Source organism: Brachybacterium rhamnosum, from assembly GCF_039526185.1.
GTDB classification, from domain to species: domain Bacteria; phylum Actinomycetota; class Actinomycetes; order Actinomycetales; family Dermabacteraceae; genus Brachybacterium; species Brachybacterium rhamnosum.
This window is the reverse complement of sequence record NZ_BAAAIS010000001.1, coordinates 16064-34678: the sequence shown is the minus strand read 5'-3', so window position 1 is coordinate 34678 and position 18615 is coordinate 16064. Positions and strand designations below refer to the sequence as shown.

Genomic DNA, 18615 nt, shown 5'->3' with positions numbered 1-18615 from the left:
TCGACCTCGACACGGACACGCCGCTCCTCGCCCTCGGGCCGAGCGGTTCGGAAGGGGAGCGGGATGAGCGGGTTCTTCGGTGCGGACACCGATCGGCTGCGGGAGCACGCGGGCGTGCTGCGCGAGCGGGCGCAGCGTCTCATGGAGCTGCGCGAGTCGCTCGAGCCGCTGGTCATGGACGAGTCGGCGTGGCAGGGACCGGACGCCGACGCGTTCCGCGCGCAGTGGACGGGGAGCACCGCCGCGCAGCTCTCGCAGCGGGGCGAGGAGCTGAGCCGGCGCGGCGCGGACCTCGACGTGCAGGCGGAGGAGCAGGACACCGCCTCCGGGCAGGACGCCGGCTCCGGCGCCGGGGGAGACGGCGGCGGGAACGGCGAGGAGGGCTCCGGCCCGTTCTCGTTCCTCAAGGACCTCCTGCGCAAGGGGCAGTCCCTCTACAAGAAGGGCGCCCAGCTGCTCGACTTCCTCAAGCGGATCCCCACCGCGGCGGACGAGTTCGCGCACCTCGCCGAGGCAGGTCTGCAGAAGCTGTGGAAGGCCTCGTACCTCGAAGAGCTCTTCAACGGCGGCAAGGGCTGGCAGAAGGCCGCGGAGAACCTCCTCGGCAAGCTCGGCCTGCCCTCCTCGATCGGCAAGTTCGAACCGGCGAAGTGGCTGAACAAGCTCGACGACGTCGCCCCGTTCCTCAAGACCGGCGGCAAGCTGCTCGGCAAGGCGCTGCCCTTCGTCGACATCGGCTTCGGCCTCCACCAGGCCTTCACCGCGGACAACGCCTACGACCGCTGGAGCGGCGGCATCGGCGCCGCGGGCGGCACCCTGCTCGCGATCGCCCCGTTCACCGGACCCGCCGCGCCGATCGTCGGCGCGATCGGCGCGGGGCTCGGCGTCGTCTCGATCGGCATGGACGTCGGCAAGCTCGTCTACGAGAACTGGGACGGGATCACGGGGGCGGTGGGCGACGCGTGGAACGCCACGACCGGTGCCGTGAGCGACGCGGCGAGCACCGTGAGCGATGCCGTCGGCAACGCGGCGGAGTCCGTGAAGGACACCGTCAGCGACGTCGGCTCCGCCGTCAGCGACGGGATCGGCAAGGTCGGCGACGCCTTCGGGTTCTGACCCTCCTCCGATCACCGCCCCCTGTCCCCGCACCGCCCCCGACCCTAGGATCGAGCCATGCCCCAGCAGTCCCTGCGCACCGAGCGCGATGCCGCCGCCGCCTACGAGCTGCTCTCGACGGCGAGCGAGGACCCCGCCGTCCTCGCCGTCCTCACGGACGAGGAGCTCACCGCCCTCGCCGGAGCCGAGGCCGCGGCGCTCGCCGGCACCCCCTTCCTCGACGAGTCCGAGCTCGAGCGCGGCGCCGCCGCCGCGATCGCCCTGCGCTCCCTGGTGGCCCGCGGTCTGGTGCAGCTGACCGACGAGGGCCGCGAGACCGAGGGCGAGGACCTCGCGACCGGAGCGGAGCCTCGGCGCGCCGCGCAGCTGGACCGCACCCTCGCCGGTCTCCTCACCCTGCGCACCTCCCCGCTCGCCCTCGTGCACCTCACGCGGCGCGTCGCGGACCAGACCACCTCGCTGCTGCTCTCGCTCCATCCCCACGGCGGCGTCCTCGAGGAGCTCATCACCGCCGACGGCTTCCACCACTTCAGCCTCCCCGCACGGGAGGCCGTCCCGGCGCGGCTCGCCCGGTACGTCGACGCCGACCAGGTCGCGGGCGAGGCCGACGGCGCGACCACGACCGCGACCGCCGCCGAGCTCGACGCGGGGACCACGGAGATCTCGCGGCGGCTGCAGGATGCCCGAGCACTGACCGTCGTCACCTCGGCCGACGGCGGGACCAGCTCCCAGCTGACCGTCGTCGCGACGACCGATGCCGTGCTCGCCATGGACACCCCGCAGGATGCAGGAGAGCGTGTCGAGGTGCGCGAGCTCGGGACGAGCGGCCTCGAGGCCCTGCTGGCGGCCGCGCTCCCGGACCCCGCCGCCCTCTGACCCTCGCCCCGGCCCGCCGTGCGGCGCCGTACCCTGGGGACATGACCCGCCCCGTGCTGCGCGTCGGCTTCGTGCCCGGCGTCGAACCCGACCGCTTCGTGCGCCGCTGGAGGACCGGGCGCCGTGCTGCCTACCTCGAGGTCGTGCCCGTGCCGCTCTCCGGGCAGCGCCGCGCGCTCGCCGAGGGCGAGGTGGACATGTGCTTCGTGCGGCTCCCGCTCGAGGCGGCGGAGGACCTCCACGTCGTCGCGCTGTGGGAGGAGCGCCCGGCGATCGTCGTGGGCGACGAGAACGTCCTCAGCCTGCACGAGGAGATCTCCCTCGCGGACCTCGAGGGGGAGACCGAGATCCCCGCCGCCCACGAGGACGACGCCGCGGACCGCGTCGCCGTCGTCGCCACGGGCGTCGGCTTCACGCGCCTGCCGCTCTCCCTCGCCCGCCTGCACCACCGGAAGGACACGCGGCAGATCCCGCTCGTGGACGCCGAGCCCACCCGCATCGCGCTGGTGTGGCCGCGCGCCGCCGACGACGATCTGCGTCAGGAGTTCGTGGGGGTCGTCCGCGGGCGCACCTCCCGCTCCAGCCGCTGAGTCCCGCAGAACCGACCCCGAGAAGGCCCGGAAAGGACCCGACATGACCGAGCAGACCACGCACGACGAGCAGTCCCGCATGAACGTCGAGAGCTTCAACCTCGACCACCGCACCGTGGCCGCGCCCTACGTGCGCATCGCCGACCGGAAGGTGCTCCCCGGCGGGGACGTGCTGACGAAGTTCGACCTCCGCTTCACGCAGCCCAACGTCGACCACCTCGACTCCGAGACGGTCCACTCCCTCGAGCACCTCATGGCCGAGCACATGCGCGACCACACCGGCGACGTCATCGACGTGTCCCCGATGGGCTGCCGCACCGGCTTCTACGCGCTGCTCTCCGGCGACCACACCGCCGAGGACCTCGCCCCCGTGCTCGCGGCGACGCTCGAGGACGTGCTCGCGGCGACCGAGGTGCCCGCCGCGAACGAGGTCCAGTGCGGCTGGGGCGCCCACCACACGCTCGAGGGCGCGCAGCGGGCGGCGCGGGCGTTCCTCGACCGCCGCGCCGAGTGGGGCACCGTCACCGCCGGCTGATCTCCTCCCGCACGGCCTGCAGCAGGCGGGCCGTGCGCGGGTCCTCCGCGAGGTCGTCCACGGTCACGGGCCGCAGCGACGGATCGGCGAGCGGGATCCGCCAGTTGGGGTACTCCTCGTCGGTGCCCGGCTGGTTCTGGATCCGCCGCTCGCCCACGCAGTCCACGAGGGAGACGCCCAGCAGCAGCGAGGGCGTCCGCGCGAGATGGCGGTGCAGGGCGATCACCGTCTCCTCCGTGCCCGCGCCAGGGGCGAGCAGCCCCTCCGCACGGAGCACGTCGAGGACCCGGTCGCGGGCCTCGGCGTCGATCCGCCGCTCCTCCTCGAGCGGCCGCTCGAGGAGGCCCAGCTCGTGGCGCAGCGCCACGTGGTCCCCGGCGAGGTAGCCGGCGGTCGGCGGCAGGTCGTGCGTGTTCACCGAGGCCATGCACAGGCGCCGGTAGCGCTCGGGCGGCAGGGGAGCGCCGTCCTCGTGCTCGAACCACAGGATCGAGGTGCCCAGGATCCCCCGGCCGGAGAGGTACTCGCGCACCCACGGCTCGAAGGTGCCGAGGTCCTCGCCGATCACGAGGGTGCCCGAGCGCTCCGCCTCGAGCGCGAGGATCCCGATCATCGCCTCGTGGTCGAAGAACACGTACGCGCCGTCGGCCGCCTCGTTCCCCTCGGGGATGCACCACAGGCGGAACAGCCCCAGCACGTGGTCGATCCGGAGCGCGCCCGCGTGGCGCATGAGGGAGCGGAGCATGTCCCGCCAGGGCCGGTAGCCGGCCTCGCGCAGGTGATCGGGATGCCAGGGCGGCTGGTGCCAGTTCTGGCCCTGCTGGTTGTACTGGTCCGCGGGAGCGCCCACGGAGAGCCCGCTCGAGAGCACGTCCCGCAGCCGCCAGGAGTCCGCGCCCACCTGCTCCACGCCCACCGCGAGGTCGTGCATGACGCCGATCCGCATGCCGGCCTCAAGCGCGGCGGCCTGGGCGGCGGCGAGCTGCTCGTCCAGCAGCCACTGCACCCAGGTGTGGAAGGCGACGGATCCGGCGAGCTCGGTGCGCGCCCGCTCCACCGTCTGCTCGTCGAGGTCCTGCAGTCGCGCCTCCTCGGGCGTGCCGCGCAGGCTCTGCGCGATCGTGGACCACAGGGCGAAGTCAGCGAGGCCCTGCCCCTCGCGGGCGGTGTAGGCGTCCAGCAGCGCCTGCCGTCCTGCGCTGCGGGGAGCGGCGAAGAGCTCCTCGAGCGCCGCGAGCTTCGCGCTCAGCACCTCGTCCCGCTCGAGGTGGTCGACGCGGTCGTTCCAGGCGGCGACGGGCTCCCGCAGCAGCGCGATCCGCTGGCGGGCGTGCTCGGGCAGGTCCCGGTACTCGGGGACGTCCTCGATGCGCAGGTACAGCGGGCTCGTGAAGCGGCGCGTCACCGGGAGGTACGGGGAGGGCTCGACGGGCGGGGTGGGGTAGGAGGCGTGCAGCGGGTTCACGAGCAGGAAGTCCATGCCGTGGCGGGCCCCGGTGATCGCGGCGAGGTCGCGGAGGTCCCCGAGGTCGCCCACGCCCCAGGAGCGGGCCGAGCGCACGGAGTACAGCTGCGCCTGCACGCCGACGGCTCGGCGCGGGCCGAGGGCGTCCGCCGTCGTGACGCGCGGCGGGGTGACGACGAGATCCGCCTCCTCGCGTCCCTGCGGGGTCTCCGCGACGACCCGGTGCCAGCCGAGCGGCAGGTCGCCCGGCAGGCTGAAGCGGGCGCGACCCCGCAGGCGTCCGGCGATCTCGCGCGGAGGCGTGTCGTCCACGGTCTGCTCGAGGCCGCGGAGGCCGCCGTCCTCGAGCACGAGGTGCACCGTGACCGCGTCGCCGTGGTCCACGTGCACGGGGAGCGAGGACCCCTCTCCGGCCCGCAGCACGGTCGCGGGCGGCAGCGTGCGCGCCCACGGGGCGTCCTCGCGGGCGGTGCGCACGGCCGCGAGGTCGGCGTCGTCCTCGACGTGGTGGCCGAGCCCGGCGAGGACGGCGGCGAGGGTGTCGTCGGCGACGTCGCGGCGCACGCCGTCCCATCCCCAGTAGTCGGTGCCGACGCCGAGGTCACGGGCGAGTTCCCGCAGGGCGGAGGAGGTCAGTGCCATGCGCACATCGTAGCGGCGCGGATCACGTCCACGAGGGCAGCCACATGCGCCACTGCCACTGCTCGAGGTCGATCACCTGACCGGTCCACACCGGCCAGAAGAACGCGGAGACCATGACGATCAGCGTCAGCAGGGAGCCGACGAAGAGCCCGCCGGCCAGACGCCTCTCCTTCTCCGCGCCCGGCGGGCCCAGCAGCAGCCCGAGCACGTAGGCGAGGCAGAGCACCACCCACGGCTCGAAGGCGACCGTGTAGAAGGTGAAGATCGTGCGGTCCATGTACATCAGCCACGGCAGGTAGCCGCCCACGATGCCCGCGAGCGCCGCGGCCGCGCGGCCGTCGCGGTACCGGATCGCGAGGACGACGCACGCGAGGATCGCCACGGTGCCGAGCCACCAGATCAGCGGATTGCCGACGGAGAGGATGTGGGACGCGCAGCGGGCGACCTCGCAGCCGTGCTCCCCGTAGTCGTAGCCGCGGTAGTAGAAGTTCGTGGGCCGGATCATCAGCAGCCAGCCCAGCGGGTTCGCCTGGTACGGGTGCGGGGTGTCGAGGCTGACGTGGAAGTCGTAGGCCTGGGCGTGGTAGTGCCACAGGGACCACAGCGCGTCGAACACCGCATTGCCGCTGCCGCCGCCGGGCTGCTCGGCCGCCCACTGCCGGTCGTAGCCCTTGGTGCTCGCGAACCATCCCGACCACGAGAGCACGTACGTCAGCAGCGCCACGCCGACGGTCGAGAGGAAGGCCGGGATCGCGTCGAGCACGAGGCCGCCCGTGAACCAGCGCCGCTCGCCGATCGCGCGCCGCGTCCACCAGTCCCACAGCACGATCATGATCCCGAAGGCCGCGAGGAAGTAGAGGCCGGACCACTTCACGCCGCACGAGAGACCGAGCATGACGCCGCCCACGATCCTCCAGGGGCGCACGCCGCCCGACAGGCCGAGCGCGGGGGAGGCCTCCGCGGCGACGTGGAGGCGCGCGGCGAGCTGCGCCATCCGCTCGCGGTGCCGGTCGCGGTCGATCAGCAGCGCACCGAAGCCCGCGAGCGCGAAGAACATGAGCACGAGGTCCAGCAGGCTCGTGCGGGACTCGACCAGGTGCACCCCGTCCACGGCGAGCAGCAGCGCCGCGATGAGCCCCACGGTCGTCGAGCGGAACAGGCGCCGGCCGATCCTCGCGACCATGAGCACGCTGATCGCGCCGAGCAGCGCCACGGAGATCCGCCAGCCCCAGGGGTTGTCGGCCCCGAGCAGCTCCATGCCCAGGCCGATCACCCATTTGCCGACGGGCGGATGCACCACGTAGGAGCCGGTGTCCTCGTAGGTGTCGACGTCCCCGCGCTCCCAGGCGGCGTCGGGCTCGTCCGGCCAGTCCATCTCGACACCCTGCTGGGTGATCGTGTAGCCGTCCTTGACGTAGTAGGTCTCGTCGAAGATCAGCTCGCCGATCGAGCCGAGTCCCCACAGACGGAGCACGAGCGCGAGCCCGAACACCGCGAAGGCGGCGGCCCAGGCCCAGCGGGAGAAGGGCAGCGGCGTGGCGCCCAGGCGCCGGCGGTACGAGTCGAGCACGGCGGCGGGCTCGTCGTCGATGTCGGCGCGGTGGCGCGCGTCGGGGGCCGTCTGCACCCGGTCATGCTAGGTCATGGCCCCTGGGGACCTGCGGACCGGCCCTAGCATGGACCCCATGCTCGAACCCGGAGTCCTCACCCTCGCCGCCACCCCGATCGGCAACCCGCTCGACGCGAGCGTGCGGCTCCTGCGGGCCCTCGAGCAGGCGGAGCTGATCGCCGCGGAGGACACCCGTCGTCTCCACCGGCTCGCCGATGCCCTCGAGGTGACCCTCACGGGGAAGGTGCTCAGCTATCACGAGCACAACGAGGCCGAGCGCACGGACGTGCTGCTCGAGGCGCTGGGAGCGGGCCGCTCGGTGCTCGTGGTCACCGATGCGGGCATGCCCGTGGTCTCCGATCCCGGGTTCCGCGCCGTGCAGGCTGCGGTCGACGCCGGGCACCGGGTCACGGTGATCCCCGGCCCCTCCGCCGTGCTCACCGCGCTCGCGGCCTCCGGGATCGCGCCGGACCGCTTCAGCTTCGAGGGCTTCCCGCCGCGCCGGGACGGCAGGCGCCATGCGACCTTCGCCCCGCTCGCGGAGGAGCGGCGCACGATGGTGTTCTTCGAGTCGCCGCGGCGCACGGCGGCGACGCTCGCCGCGATGGCGGAGGACTTCGGGCAGCAGCGGCGCGCGGCGGTCGCCCGCGAGCTCACGAAGACCTACGAGGAGGTGGTGCGGGGGACCCTCGCCGAGCTCGTCGCCTGGGCGGAGGGGACGGAGGTGCTCGGCGAGATCGTCATCGTCGTCGCGGGCGCCGAGCCGCGGGCGGCGAGCGCCGAGGAGCTCCTCCCGGTCGTGCTCGAGCGGGCGGCCGCGGGGGAACGGCTCAAGGAGGCGGCGAAGGCGGTCGCCGCCGGGGCGGAGGGCGTCAGCTCCCGCGAGCTCTACGACCTGGCCCTCGCCGCGCGCTCCTGATCCGTGCGGGGAGCAGGGGAGCACGACGGAGCCCCCGGTCGATGACCGGGGGCTCCGTGGATGCTGCGGTGCGGGCTCGGCCCGCCGCGATCAGTCGTCGATCGAGAGCAGACCGCGCTGGTAGGCCTTGGCCAGACGACGCGGGACGGCGGCGCTGCGGCCGCGGACGGTGACCTGCACGAGGTCGGCGTTGTTCGCCTTCCACTGCGAGCGGCGGGACCGGGTGCGAGCCCGGGACATCTTGAACTTGGGCACTGCCATGGGAACGCTCCTTGACGGTCCGGAGGATGAACGAGCGAAGGTGTCCGCCCCGAGCAGCGACCCGGACCCGTGTCACGAGAGGGGCGCTCGGGTGCCGGTGAGGACACGCAACGAGGAATCATTGTGCCACAGCGCCGAGGTCGGCGCCCCCTCGCGCGGGGTGAGGTGGCCCACCTGGTCGCGTATGCCGCAGGTCGGACCGGACCGGCGGGGCGCGCGCCCCGGAGATCCTACGATGAGCGCATGCCGCCAGCCGAGAACCCCCTGCCCGCTCCCGTGCGCGCCCGCGAGGACATCGACCCCCGCGGCAGGTCCCGCGACCGCTCCTGGCCCCCGGCCCCCGCGCCGTTGCCGGTGCCCGTGGTCGACAACCACTGCCACCTCGACTTCTCCGACGGCGACGAGCAGCGTGACGTCCACGAGCACGTGCGGCTCGCCCGCGAGGCCGGCATCGAGGGGCAGATCACCATCGGCTCGGACATGCTCGCCGCGCGCTGGACGGCGGAGCTGGTCGCCTCCCCGCACTGCCCGCCGTCCCTGCGCGGCGGGGTCGCCGTGCACCCCAACGAGGCGCCGCTGCACGCGCGCGGCCACGACCACGAGGGGCGCGCGCTGCCCTCCCTCGACGAGGCGCTCGCGGAGACCGCGGACCTCCTGCGCAGCCCCGGCATGGTCGTCGTGGGGGAGACCGGGCTCGACTGGTTCCGCACCTCCCGGGGCGACGACGCCGCACGTCAGGCACAGCTCGACTCCTTCCGTGCGCACATCGCGATGGCCAAGGAGCTGGATCTCCCGATGCAGATCCACGACCGCGACGCCCACCAGGACGTGCTCGACGTGCTCGACGCGGACGGCGCGCCCGAGCGCACGGTCCTGCACTGCTTCTCCGGGGACGCGGCGTTCGCCCGCGCCTGCGCGGACCGCGGCTACCTCCTCTCCTTCGCCGGCACCGTCACCTTCAAGAACTCGACCGGCCTGCGGGAGGCGCTCGCGGAGGTGGGCCTCGGCCAGGTGATGGTCGAGACCGACGCCCCCTTCCTCACCCCCGTGCCCTACCGGGGCCGACCGAACTCCTCCTATCTGATCCCGCTCACCATGGCGACGATCGCCGAGGTGACCGGGGTGACCCTCGAGGAGGCCTGCGCCGCGGTGAGCGCGACCACCCGGCAGGTCTACGGCCCGATCGGAGCGGCGGCATGAGCGCGGCGGAGGGCCCCGGGCCCCTGCTCAGCGCCCGCGACATCCGCGAGCTCGCCGCGGCGGCCGGGATCCGGCCCTCGAAGCAGCGCGGCCAGAACTTCGTCATGGACCCGAACACCGTCCGCACGATCGTCGAGCGCGCGGGCCTCGAGCCCGGACAGGCGGTGCTCGAGGTGGGGCCGGGCCTCGGCTCGCTGACCCTGGGCCTGTTCGAGGCGGGGGCCGATGTCGCCGCGATCGAGCTGGACCGCGGGCTCGCGGAGCTGCTGCCCGCGACCCTCGCCGCCCGGGGCATCGACGAGGAGCGCTTCCGGCTGCTCCACGCCGACGCGCTGCAGGTGACCGAGCTGCCCGTGCTGCCACGGGCGGGTGTGCCCACGGCGCTCGTCGCGAACCTGCCCTACAACGTCGCGACCCCGATCCTGCTCACCGCGCTCGAGCGCTTCGCGTCCCTGCGCACGGCCCTCGTGATGGTGCAGACCGAGGTCGTCGAGCGGCTCTCCGCCGGTCCTGGGTCCCGCATCTACGGGGCGCCCAGCGTCAAGGCCGCCTGGTACGGGAGGGCGGAGCTCGCGGGCCGCATCTCCCGGCAGATCTTCTGGCCCGTCCCCAACGTCGACTCCGCGCTCGTGCGGCTGGTCCGGCACGAGGTGCCGCTGGGGGACGACGCGGAGCGGATCGCCGTCTTCGCCGTCGTCGACGCCGCCTTCGCCCAGCGCCGCAAGACGCTCCGCGCGGCGCTCGGCACCTGGGCGGGCAGCCCCGCCCGGGCCGAGGCCGTGCTGCGGGAGGCCGGGATCGACCCCGGAGCCCGTGGCGAGACGCTCGACGTGGACGGATTCCGCGCGATCGCCCGCGCCGACGCGGTGATCGCCCGATGACCGTCCCGGCGGCCCCGCCGCGCCGCGTGGTGGTGCAGGCCCCCGGCAAGATCAACCTCTCCCTCGCCGTGGGGGCCGTCGACGGCCGCGGCTACCACGAGCTCGCGACGGTGTTCCACGCCGTGGATCTCCTGGAGACCGTGACCGCGCGCGCCGTGGACGGCGCGGAGCTCACCCTGGCCGTGGACTCGAGGGTCCCCGGTGACGTCCCGCTGGACGGCACCAACCTCGCCCTGCGCGCGGCGGCCCTGCTGCGCGAGCGCACGGGCACCCGGCGCGGCGCGGCGCTGCACGTCGACAAGCGCGTCCCGGTCGCCGGCGGCATGGGCGGCGGCTCGGCCGACGCCGCCGCGGCGCTCGTCGCCCTCGACGCCCTGTGGGGGCTGGCCCTCGGCCCCGCCGCGCTAACGGAGCTCGCCGGGGAGCTCGGGGCCGACGTCCCCTTCGCCCTCCTCGGCGGCACCGCCCTGGGGCGCGGGACGGGCGGGGACCTCACCCCGCTGCGGACGGGCGGCGATCCCTGGTGGGTGCTCGCCGTCCCCGGCGGTCACCTCTCCACCCCGGCCGTGTACCGGCGCGCCGACGAGATCGCCGAGGCCACCGGGCGCGCCCTGCCCGCGCGTCCCGAGGTCGATGCCCGTCAGCTCGACGCGCTCGCGGCGGGGGACACGGAGCTGCTCGCCGCGACGCTCTCCAACGACCTGCAGGAGGCGGCGCTGGGCCTCCACCCGGGGCTCGCCCCGGTGCTCGACGCGCTGCGGGACGCGGGCGCCCCGGGCGCTCTGGTCTCCGGATCGGGGCCCACGCTCGCCGCCCTCGCCCGGGACGAGCGGCACGCCCGCGCGATCGCGGAGCGCGTGCACGGCGCGGGCGTGGTCGAGCAGTGCCTCCTCGCCCGTGGCGGCGCGCCCGGCGCCCGGGTGCTCGCGCAGGACTGACCCGCGGGGGAGCTCAGCCCAGCTGCTCCGAGAGCTCGAGCCAGCGCTCCTCCGCCCGGTCGTTCTCGTCCTGCAGGTCGCTCATCTCCGCCGTGAGCGCGGCGAGCCCCGTGTAGTCGGACTGGTCGTGCTCGGCCATCCGTGACACGAGCGCCTCCCGCTGCGTGGCGAGCTTCCCCATCCGCCGCTCGAGCGCGGAGAGCTCCTTCTGGGCGTCCCGCAGCTCCTTGCCGCTCAGCCCCGGGGCGGCCGGGGACCCGGCGGGGTCGGGGCTGCCCGCGGCGGCTCGCGCGGCGGGCGGTTCCTCGGCCGTCCGCTCCTGCTGCTCGCGCAGGGAGAGGTACTGCTCCACGCCGCCGGGGAGGTGGCGCACGTGCCCGTCGAGCACGGCGTACTGCTGATCGGTGACGCGCTCGAGCAGGTAGCGGTCGTGCGAGACGACGAGCAGCGGGCCCGGCCAGGTGTCCAGCAGGTCCTCCATCGCCGCGAGCATGTCCGTGTCCATGTCGTTGGTGGGCTCGTCGAGCACGAGCACGTTGGGCTCCTCGAGCAGGGTCAGCAGCAGGTCCAGCCGTCGCTGCTGACCACCGGAGAGGGCCTTGACCTGCACCTTCTGATGGGCGGTGGTGAAGCCGAGCCGTTCGAGCAGCTGCCCGGGGGAGACCTCGTCCTTCCCGGCGCGGAAGGTCGTGCGGTAGCGGCCGACGACGTCGCTGATGCGCTCCTCGCCGAGATCCGCGAGCCCCTCGAGGCGCTGGGACACCTGGCGCACCGTGACGGTCCTCCCGCGCTTCACCCGCCCGCTCATCGGGGTCACCGTGCCGCGCACGAGGCCCAGCAGCGTGGACTTCCCGGCACCGTTGGGGCCGAGGATCCCGATCCTGTCCGCCGGGCCGATGTGCAGCGTCACGTCCTCGAGCACGGGCGTGCCGTCGTAGCCGGCGGTCACGTCGAGGACGTCGATGACGTCCCGGCCCAGGCGGGAGGTCGCGAGCTGCGTGAGCTCGACGGTGTCGCGCACGGGCGGCTCCCCGGCGATGAGCTCGTTCGCCGCGTCGATGCGGAACTTCGGCTTCGACGTGCGGGCCGGGGCGCCGCGGCGCAGCCAGGCGAGCTCCTTGCGCATGAGGTTCTGGCGCTTGGACTCGATCGCCGCGGCCTGCCGGTCGCGCTCGACCCGCTGGAGCACGTACGCCGCGTAGCCGCCCTCGAAGGGGTCGACGACGCCGTCGTGCACCTCCCACATGCGGGTGCACACGGCGTCGAGGAACCAGCGGTCGTGGGTGATGACCACGAGCCCGCCGTCGCGCACGGACCAGCGCCGGCGCAGGTGCTCGGCGAGCCAGGCGATGCCCTCGACGTCGAGGTGGTTGGTGGGCTCGTCCAGCAGCAGCACGTCCCAGTCGCCCACGAGCAGCTCGGCGAGGTGGACGCGCCGCAGCTGGCCGCCGGAGAGGGCGCTGAGCTGCAGGTCCAGGTCGATGCCGCCGAGCAGCCCCGCGAGCACGTCGCGGATCCGCGGGTCCGAGGCCCATTCGTGCTCGGGGCGGTCGCCCACGACGCGGTCGCGGACGCTCACCCCGGGGGCGGCCTCGTCCTGCTGGTCGAGCACGCCGACGCGCACCCCGCCGCGCACGGTGACTCGGCCGGAGTCGGGGGTGCGCTCGCGCGAGAGCAGACGCAGCAGGGTGGACTTGCCGTCGCCGTTGCGCCCCACGACCCCGATGCGGTCGCCCTCGTCGATGCCGAGGGTCACGTCGTCCAGGAGGACGCGGTCGGGGAGGGCGAGGTGGAGCAACTGGGTGCCGAGCAGATGGGCCATGCAGGAGGGTCCTCAGGGACGAAGTGACGGGGTGATGACGGGGTGGTGTCGAGCGGAGCCGCGGGGCCGGGGAGGTCAGTCCCCGGGGCGGGCGTCCGCCTCGAAGGTGAGCAGCAGCTCGCGCAGCAGCCGGATCAGCAGGTCCTCCTCGCCGTCGGCGAGCGGGGCCAGGAGCTCCCGCTCCGCCGCGAGCAGGCTCTCCATCGCCGCGTCCACGCGCGCGGCGCCCTCGGGATGCAGGCGCACCTCGACCGCGCGACCGTCCCGGGGGGAGCGGGCCCGCGTCACGAGGCCCTTGGCGACGAGCTTGTCGAGCCGGGCGGTCATGGTCCCGGAGGTCACGAGGGTCTGCTGCATGAGCGCCCCGGCGGAGAGCGCGTCGTCCCCGCTGCGGCGCAGGGCGGAGAGCATGTCGAACTCCCAGCCCTCGAGCCCTGCCCCGGCGAACGCCTCACGGCGCGCGCTCTCGAGATGGCGGGCGAGGCGCGAGATGCGCGAGTAGACCTCGAGGGGTCGGGTGTCGAGGTCCGGCCGGGCGCTCGCCCACCCGCGCACGATCCGCTCCACCTCGTCGGACGGGGCGGTCGGTGCGGCCGCTCCGGGCGTCTCGGAGTGCTCGGTGGAGGCGGAGGACATGGGCGTGAGTCTAGAGGGCGACCCGCGCCGCTTCCGCTCAGGAGCCGGCGCCGCCACGGAGCTCGGGCTTCTTCTCCATCGCCGCGAGCCCGAACCAGGAGAGGTTCACGAGCCTCGCGGCCAGGACCTCCTTGGACGGCTTGTGCGTCTCGAGCCACCACTGGCCCGTGTACGCCACCATGCCCACGAGCATCTGCGCGTACACCGGGGCGTCCTTCGTGGGGTAGCCGCGAAGCTTGAGCTGGGCGGCCAGGATCCCCTCGACGCGGCGGGCGACGTCGCTCAGCAGGGAGGAGAAGGTGCCGCCGCTCTGGCTCACGGGGGAGTCCCGCACGAGCATGCGGAAGCCGTCCTCGTTGTCGTCGATGTAGGAGAGGAAGGCGAGCGCCGCGCGCTCCATGAGCACCCGGGGGTGCGAGCGCTGGTCCTGGAGGGACTGCTCGAGGGCAGCGAGCAGCGCTCCCACCTCGCGGTCCACGATGACGGCGTACAGACCCTCCTTGCCACCGAAGTGCTCGTAGACGACGGGCTTGGAGACCTTCGCGCGGGCGGCGATCTCCTCGACGCTCGCGGCGTCGTACCCCTTCTCCGCGAAGAGGCGACGACCCACGGCCACGAGCTGCTCACGACGCTCCCGGCCGGTCATCCGGACGGAGCGCGGGCGCGGGGCCTGGTCGTTCGCCATGGGGGCGAGTCTGGCACAGGCCGCGCGCTCCCGGCGGCGGGCGGGATCCGCGGCGGATAGGATCGGTGCGGCCTCGCGCCGGTCGCCGTCGGCCCCGCAGGGAGTCCCCTGCGGCCCGCTCGCGGACCGTCCGGTGCGCGTCCTTCCGCCATGGTGTAATCGGCAACACCTCAGATTTTGGTTCTGATGTTTCAGGTTCGAATCCTGATGGCGGAACGCCCTCCGCCTCCCCGTCCGGGGATGGAGATGTCGTCGATCCCGAGGAGCAGCCCCCGTGGAAAACCCCGCACCCGCCGCCGTGGTGGTCCTGGCCGCCGGGGCCGGAACCCGCATGCGGTCCCGGACCCCCAAGGTCCTGCACGAGATCGGGGGCCGCTCGCTCCTGGTCCACGCCGTGACCGCCGCCGAGGGCACCGGGCCCGGTGAGCTCGTCGTCGTGCTCCGCCACGAGCGCGACCGCGTCGCCGCCCACCTCGCCGACCACGCCCCCGAGGTCACCGTCGCCGACCAGGACGAGGTCCCCGGGACCGGCCGCGCCGTGCAGTGCGGTCTCGAGAAGGTCGCCGCCGCGACCGGCACCGTGCTCGTCACCTACGGCGACGTCCCGCTCCTCGAGGCGGGCACGCTGCGCGAGCTCGTCGCCGCCCACGAGCAGGCGGGCGCCGCGGTCACCGTGCTCACCGCGAAGGTCCCCGACCCCACCGGCTACGGCCGCATCCTCCGCAGCCAGGACGGCGCCGAGGTGCTCGGGATCGTCGAGCACAAGGACGCCACGGAGGAGCAGCGGGGGATCGACGAGATCAACTCCGGCATCTACGCCTTCGACCTCGCCGTCCTCCGCGACGCGCTGGGCCGCATCACGACGGACAACGCCCAGGGCGAGATGTACCTCACGGACGTCCTCGCGATCGCCCGCGAGGACGGCGGCTCGGTGCGCGCGCTCGTCACCTCCGACCTCATGATGGTCGAGGGCGTCAACGACCGAGTACAGCTCGCGCAGCTCGGCGCGGAGATGAACCGCCGCATCCTCGAGCGCCACATGCGCGCCGGCGTGACGATCGTGGACCCGGCCACCACCTGGATCGACGCCGACGTCACGATCGGTCAGGACGCGATCATCCGCCCCGGCGTCCAGCTCCACGGCGCGACGGACGTCGGCGAGGACGCCGAGATCGGCCCGGACACGACCCTGCGGGACACCGAGGTGGGTGCCGGGGCGAGCGTGCTGCGCTCCCACGCGGTGCTCGCGGAGATCGGACCCGGTGCGACCGTCGGCCCGTTCTCCTACCTGCGCGCGGGCACCTCGCTCGGCGCGAAGGGCAAGATCGGCGGCTTCGTCGAGACGAAGAACGCACGGATCGGCGAGGGTGCGAAGGTCCCGCACCTCAGCTACGTCGGGGACGCGGAGATCGGCGAGGGCACCAACATCGGCGCCGCGACGATCTTCGCGAACTACGACGGCGTCGAGAAGCACCGCACCACCGTCGGCCGCCACGTCCGGGTCGGCTCGGACAGCGTGCTCGTGGCCCCCGTCACCATCGGCGACGGGGCGGCGACCGGCGCCGGCACCACGGTGCGCAAGGACGTGCCGCCGGGGGCGCTCGCCGTGAACGCGGGCTCGCAGCGGAACGTGGAAGGATGGACCCTGCGACGCCGTGCGGGGACCGCGGCCGAGGCCGCGGCTCGTGCCGCCCTCGACGGTGCGGATGCCTCCGCCGCCGACGCCGCGTCCGGAACGGCCGAGGGCCACAGCGACGACAGCAAGGAGCAGGGGCAGCGATGAGCGGAATCGTCACCACGGGGGAGAAGCGGCTCGTGCTCGCCTCCGGCAGGGCCCACCCGGTCCTCGCGCAGGAGGTCTCCCAGGAGCTCGGCGTCGAGGTCCTCCCGATGGACGCCTGGGACTTCGCCAACGGCGAGATCTACGTGCGCTACGGCGAGTCCGTGCGCGGCAGCGACGCCTTCGTCCTGCAGTCCCACCCGGCGCCCATCAACACCTGGGTGATGGAGCACCTGATCATGATCGACGCGCTCAAGCGGGCCTCCGCCAAGCGCATCACCGCGATCTCGCCGAGCTTCCCCTACGCCCGCCAGGACAAGAAGCACCGCGGCCGCGAGCCGATCTCCGCCCGCCTCATGGCGGACCTCTACGAGACCGCCGGCATCGACCGCATGATGTCCGTGGACCTCCACGCCCCGCAGGTGCAGGGCTACTTCAGCCAGCCGGTGGACCATCTCATGGCGCTCCCGATCCTCGCGGACTACGTGAGCCGGAAGTACGGCTCCGAGGACATCGCCGTCGTCTCCCCGGACGCCGGGCGCATCCGCGTCGCGGAGCAGTGGGCCAAGCGCCTGGGCGGCGTGAACCTCGCGTTCATCCACAAGTCCCGCGACCCGAAGCGGCCCAACCAGGCCGTCGCGAAGCGCGTGATCGGCGACATCTCCGGCAAGACCTGCATCCTCGTGGACGACATGATCGACACCGCAGGCACGATCGTGCAGGCCGTCGAGGCGCTCACGAAGAACGGCGCCTCCTCGGTCGTCATCGCGACGACGCACCCGATCCTCTCCGACCCGGCCGCGCAGCGCCTGCGCGACTCCGGTGTGCGCGAGGTGGTCTGCACCAACACCCTCCCGATCCCCGAGGAGAAGCAGTTCGAGGAGCTCACGCAGCTCTCGATCGCGCCGCTCATCGCCCGGGCGATCCGCGCGGTCTTCGACGACGGCTCGGTGACGAGCCTCTTCGACGGCGAGGTCTGAGGCCCCGCCCGGGACCGCCGCCGCGCGGGAGGGCCCGCATCCCCACCCGGGGATGCGGGCCCTCCCGCCGTCCGGGCCGTGCCCGGTCCGGCGGGTGCGCGGCTCAGATCAGCCAGCGCGCCCGGTCGCCGACGAGCCGCCTCCAGGTGGCGCCGAGGCCCAGGTGGTCCCCCGCGCCGATCGCGGCGAGGGCGACGACGAGCACGCCGTGCACGAGGTGCTCGTCGATCACCGGGTTCGTGGTGAGCGGGAACGAGGCGAGGTACATGAGCGCGAACATCGCGGCGCCGGAGACGGCGGCGATGCGCATGCCGATCCCGAGCACGAGCGCCAGCCCGATCCCGAGCAGGCCCGCCATGAACAGCACGTCGGTGACGGGGTTCAGGGACAGCCAGAACCGCCACAGCCCCGCGAACGGGTTGCCCGCCTCGATCGCCCCGCCGAGGAAGCCGGCGGTCGGGGAGTCGCCGCGGATCCAGGCGCGGTCCGCGGGAGTCGCGAAGCCGAGGCCGAAGGTCTTGTCGAGGAACGCCCACAGGAAGGTGAGGCCCAGCAGGATGCGGACCGCGCCGAGCAGTGTGAGGCCCGCGCGGGCGGGGGCGGCGGTGCCGCGGGCGGACGTGGTGGAGGAGGAGGGGGCGGCGGTGGTCATGGTCTTCCCGGTGTCGGGACGGAGACTCGCTCCGTCGGCTGTCGCTGACGTGATCGAGACCAGGGAGCTCCGTCGGCCGCTCGGCGGGACCAGCGTCCCTGCCCGGAGCGCGTGCGCCGGGCACCCGAGCAGCGATCGTCGTCACCTCCCGTGCGGACCGGGCGCGGGTGCGTGCTATCTTCTCGAGGTCACTTCGGCGAGGGGACGCCCCGGGCGTCCCGTGATCGACGCGGTGCGGTCCCTCCGGCGCCCGGCGCCGGATCGGGTCCGTCGTGTCCTCGCCCCGCGATGCACGACCCCCGATCACGAGGAGAACCCCCATGGCTGAGACCCTGAACGTCGAGCTGCGCGACGAGTTCGGCAAGGGCGCCGCCCGCCGCATCCGCGCCGAGCACAAGATCCCCGCCGTCCTGTACGGCCACGGCGAGGCCCCCCTGCACCTGGTGCTCCCGGGCCACGAGACCGCGCTGGCCGCCCGCAACTCCAACGCCCTGCTGGACCTCCAGCTGGCCGACGGCACCTCGCACCTGGCGCTCATCAAGGAGATCCAGCGCCACCCGCTGCACCGGACCCTCGCGCACCTCGACCTCATCATCGTCAAGCGCGGCGAGAAGGTCGAGGTCGACGTGCCCGTGACCGTCACCGGCGAGCCCGTCGCCCCGGCGATCTCGGTCCTGGACCTCCAGGCCCTCACCCTCTCGGTCGACGCCCTCCACGTGCCCGAGCACGTCGAGATCTCCGTCGACGAGAAGGTCGACGGCGACCAGGTCTTCGCCGGCGACGTCACCCTCCCCGAGGGTGCCGAGCTGGTCACCGACGCCGAGCTGCTCGTCGTCGCCATCCAGATCCCGCGCGTCCAGGAGGAGCCGGAGGCCGAGGACGCCGAGGGCGCCGAGGACACCGACTCCGAGGGTGCCGAGGAGGAGTCCTCCGAGCAGGAGTGACGATCCTCGGATCACACCGACCCGCCGGGGCGTCGCGCAGCAGCGCGGCGCCCCGGTAGGTTTCTCCCGGGGCCCCGGTATGCC

General features: G+C 73.8%; 18 protein-coding genes and 1 tRNA gene. 12 read left to right on the top strand and 7 right to left on the bottom strand.

The window, feature by feature from the left end; all coding sequences use genetic code 11:
* Nucleotides 1-63 precede the first annotated feature (63 nt).
* Genes ABD080_RS00165 through ABD080_RS00150 form a run of 4 tightly spaced genes read left to right on the top strand, consistent with a single transcriptional unit; the run spans nucleotide 64 to nucleotide 3117 of the window.
* Nucleotides 64-1116, top strand: coding sequence for a hypothetical protein (locus tag ABD080_RS00165; RefSeq protein WP_343903232.1), 1053 nt, complete (start codon nucleotides 64-66; stop codon nucleotides 1114-1116).
* Nucleotides 1117-1173: 57 nt separating this feature from the next.
* Nucleotides 1174-1992: a hypothetical protein gene (locus tag ABD080_RS00160; protein WP_343903231.1), complete on the top strand. Its 819-nt coding sequence runs from the start codon at nucleotides 1174-1176 to the stop codon at nucleotides 1990-1992.
* A 41-nt stretch (nucleotides 1993-2033) separates the two neighbouring features.
* On the top strand, nucleotides 2034-2582 hold the full coding sequence (locus ABD080_RS00155; RefSeq protein WP_343903230.1) for a LysR substrate-binding domain-containing protein: 549 nt from the start codon (nucleotides 2034-2036) through the stop codon (nucleotides 2580-2582).
* Nucleotides 2583-2625: 43 nt separating this feature from the next.
* Entirely contained in the window at nucleotides 2626-3117 is a 492-nt protein-coding gene (locus ABD080_RS00150; protein WP_343903229.1) for an S-ribosylhomocysteine lyase, read from the top strand.
* Here ABD080_RS00150 and malQ read toward each other — a convergent pair.
* Together malQ and ABD080_RS00140 are read right to left on the bottom strand one after the other, a co-directional pair.
* Entirely contained in the window at nucleotides 3104-5224 is a 2121-nt protein-coding gene (gene malQ, locus ABD080_RS00145; protein WP_343903228.1) for a 4-alpha-glucanotransferase, read from the bottom strand. The two genes, ABD080_RS00150 and malQ, sit on opposite strands and share 14 nt — an antisense overlap.
* Nucleotides 5225-5246: 22 nt before the next feature.
* Nucleotides 5247-6851, bottom strand: a complete 1605-nt coding sequence (locus tag ABD080_RS00140; RefSeq protein ID WP_343903227.1) for a dolichyl-phosphate-mannose--protein mannosyltransferase — start codon at nucleotides 6849-6851, stop codon at nucleotides 5247-5249.
* A 49-nt stretch (nucleotides 6852-6900) separates the two neighbouring features.
* Here ABD080_RS00140 and rsmI point away from each other — a divergent pair, with 49 nt between their 5' ends.
* The gene (gene rsmI / locus ABD080_RS00135; RefSeq protein WP_343903226.1) at nucleotides 6901-7752 is read left to right on the top strand and encodes a 16S rRNA (cytidine(1402)-2'-O)-methyltransferase; all 852 of its coding nucleotides are present in this window, start codon (nucleotides 6901-6903) and stop codon (nucleotides 7750-7752) included.
* 90 nt (nucleotides 7753-7842) lie between these two features.
* Here the strand turns inward: rsmI and rpmF are convergent, their stop codons facing one another.
* Nucleotides 7843-8013 (bottom strand): 50S ribosomal protein L32, encoded by a 171-nt coding sequence (rpmF, locus tag ABD080_RS00130; RefSeq protein ID WP_137771014.1) that lies wholly within the window; start codon nucleotides 8011-8013, stop codon nucleotides 7843-7845.
* Between the two features lie 243 nt (nucleotides 8014-8256).
* Here rpmF and ABD080_RS00125 point away from each other — a divergent pair, with 243 nt between their 5' ends.
* From ABD080_RS00125 to ABD080_RS00115, 3 genes are read left to right on the top strand one after another with little or no spacing between them, the layout of a single operon-like run.
* A complete protein-coding gene (locus ABD080_RS00125; protein WP_343903225.1) occupies nucleotides 8257-9213 on the top strand; it encodes a TatD family hydrolase in 957 nt (318 codons plus the stop codon).
* Nucleotides 9210-10094, top strand: coding sequence for a 16S rRNA (adenine(1518)-N(6)/adenine(1519)-N(6))-dimethyltransferase RsmA (rsmA, locus tag ABD080_RS00120; RefSeq protein WP_343903224.1), 885 nt, complete (start codon nucleotides 9210-9212; stop codon nucleotides 10092-10094). Before ABD080_RS00125 ends, rsmA begins: the two co-directional genes overlap by 4 nt.
* Nucleotides 10091-11032: a 4-(cytidine 5'-diphospho)-2-C-methyl-D-erythritol kinase gene (locus tag ABD080_RS00115; RefSeq protein WP_343903223.1), complete on the top strand. Its 942-nt coding sequence runs from the start codon at nucleotides 10091-10093 to the stop codon at nucleotides 11030-11032. Before rsmA ends, ABD080_RS00115 begins: the two co-directional genes overlap by 4 nt.
* Before the next feature lie 13 nt (nucleotides 11033-11045).
* On the opposite strand, the gene ABD080_RS00110 is transcribed toward ABD080_RS00115, so the two are convergent.
* The 3 genes from ABD080_RS00110 to ABD080_RS00100 form a co-directional block, all read right to left on the bottom strand.
* The gene (locus tag ABD080_RS00110) at nucleotides 11046-12854 is read right to left on the bottom strand and encodes an ABC-F family ATP-binding cassette domain-containing protein (RefSeq protein WP_343903222.1); all 1809 of its coding nucleotides are present in this window, start codon (nucleotides 12852-12854) and stop codon (nucleotides 11046-11048) included.
* Nucleotides 12855-12929: 75 nt separating this feature from the next.
* Nucleotides 12930-13490: a MarR family winged helix-turn-helix transcriptional regulator gene (locus tag ABD080_RS00105; RefSeq protein ID WP_343903221.1), complete on the bottom strand. Its 561-nt coding sequence runs from the start codon at nucleotides 13488-13490 to the stop codon at nucleotides 12930-12932.
* Nucleotides 13491-13527: 37 nt separating this feature from the next.
* The gene (locus tag ABD080_RS00100; protein WP_343903220.1) at nucleotides 13528-14175 is read right to left on the bottom strand and encodes a TetR family transcriptional regulator; all 648 of its coding nucleotides are present in this window, start codon (nucleotides 14173-14175) and stop codon (nucleotides 13528-13530) included.
* A 144-nt stretch (nucleotides 14176-14319) separates the two neighbouring features.
* Between ABD080_RS00100 and ABD080_RS00095 the strand changes: the two genes are divergently transcribed.
* The 3 genes from ABD080_RS00095 (at nucleotide 14320) to ABD080_RS00085 (ending at nucleotide 16935) form a co-directional block, all read left to right on the top strand.
* Nucleotides 14320-14391 (top strand) — tRNA-Gln (locus ABD080_RS00095).
* A 58-nt stretch (nucleotides 14392-14449) separates the two neighbouring features.
* A complete protein-coding gene (glmU, locus tag ABD080_RS00090) occupies nucleotides 14450-15958 on the top strand; it encodes a bifunctional UDP-N-acetylglucosamine diphosphorylase/glucosamine-1-phosphate N-acetyltransferase GlmU (RefSeq protein WP_343903219.1) in 1509 nt (502 codons plus the stop codon).
* Nucleotides 15955-16935, top strand: a complete 981-nt coding sequence (locus ABD080_RS00085; protein WP_137771006.1) for a ribose-phosphate diphosphokinase — start codon at nucleotides 15955-15957, stop codon at nucleotides 16933-16935. The genes glmU and ABD080_RS00085 overlap by 4 nt, the downstream gene beginning before the upstream one ends.
* Before the next feature lie 103 nt (nucleotides 16936-17038).
* Here the strand turns inward: ABD080_RS00085 and ABD080_RS00080 are convergent, their stop codons facing one another.
* Nucleotides 17039-17587 (bottom strand): hypothetical protein, encoded by a 549-nt coding sequence (locus tag ABD080_RS00080; RefSeq protein ID WP_343903218.1) that lies wholly within the window; start codon nucleotides 17585-17587, stop codon nucleotides 17039-17041.
* Nucleotides 17588-17907: 320 nt separating this feature from the next.
* On the opposite strand from ABD080_RS00080, the gene ABD080_RS00075 reads away from it, so the two are divergent.
* Nucleotides 17908-18531, top strand: a complete 624-nt coding sequence (locus ABD080_RS00075) for a 50S ribosomal protein L25/general stress protein Ctc (RefSeq protein ID WP_343903217.1) — start codon at nucleotides 17908-17910, stop codon at nucleotides 18529-18531.
* Nucleotides 18532-18615: the final 84 nt, after the last annotated feature.

Excerpts from the sequence above, each read along its gene's own strand:
- ABD080_RS00165 (WP_343903232.1), top strand. The coding sequence starts at position 64 with ATGAGCGGGTTCTTCGGTGCGGACACCGATCGGCTGCGGGAGCACGCG.
- ABD080_RS00160 (WP_343903231.1), top strand. The coding sequence starts at position 1,174 with ATGCCCCAGCAGTCCCTGCGCACCGAGCGCGATGCCGCCGCCGCCTAC.
- ABD080_RS00155 (WP_343903230.1), top strand. The coding sequence starts at position 2,034 with ATGACCCGCCCCGTGCTGCGCGTCGGCTTCGTGCCCGGCGTCGAACCC.
- ABD080_RS00150 (WP_343903229.1), top strand. The coding sequence starts at position 2,626 with ATGACCGAGCAGACCACGCACGACGAGCAGTCCCGCATGAACGTCGAG.
- malQ (WP_343903228.1), bottom strand. The coding sequence starts at position 5,224 with ATGGCACTGACCTCCTCCGCCCTGCGGGAACTCGCCCGTGACCTCGGC.
- rsmI (WP_343903226.1), top strand. The coding sequence starts at position 6,901 with ATGGACCCCATGCTCGAACCCGGAGTCCTCACCCTCGCCGCCACCCCG.
- rpmF (WP_137771014.1), bottom strand. The coding sequence starts at position 8,013 with ATGGCAGTGCCCAAGTTCAAGATGTCCCGGGCTCGCACCCGGTCCCGC.
- ABD080_RS00125 (WP_343903225.1), top strand. The coding sequence starts at position 8,257 with ATGCCGCCAGCCGAGAACCCCCTGCCCGCTCCCGTGCGCGCCCGCGAG.
- rsmA (WP_343903224.1), top strand. The coding sequence starts at position 9,210 with ATGAGCGCGGCGGAGGGCCCCGGGCCCCTGCTCAGCGCCCGCGACATC.
- ABD080_RS00115 (WP_343903223.1), top strand. The coding sequence starts at position 10,091 with ATGACCGTCCCGGCGGCCCCGCCGCGCCGCGTGGTGGTGCAGGCCCCC.
- ABD080_RS00110 (WP_343903222.1), bottom strand. The coding sequence starts at position 12,854 with ATGGCCCATCTGCTCGGCACCCAGTTGCTCCACCTCGCCCTCCCCGAC.
- ABD080_RS00105 (WP_343903221.1), bottom strand. The coding sequence starts at position 13,490 with ATGTCCTCCGCCTCCACCGAGCACTCCGAGACGCCCGGAGCGGCCGCA.
- ABD080_RS00100 (WP_343903220.1), bottom strand. The coding sequence starts at position 14,175 with ATGGCGAACGACCAGGCCCCGCGCCCGCGCTCCGTCCGGATGACCGGC.
- ABD080_RS00085 (WP_137771006.1), top strand. The coding sequence starts at position 15,955 with ATGAGCGGAATCGTCACCACGGGGGAGAAGCGGCTCGTGCTCGCCTCC.
- ABD080_RS00080 (WP_343903218.1), bottom strand. The coding sequence starts at position 17,587 with ATGACCACCGCCGCCCCCTCCTCCTCCACCACGTCCGCCCGCGGCACC.
- ABD080_RS00075 (WP_343903217.1), top strand. The coding sequence starts at position 17,908 with ATGGCTGAGACCCTGAACGTCGAGCTGCGCGACGAGTTCGGCAAGGGC.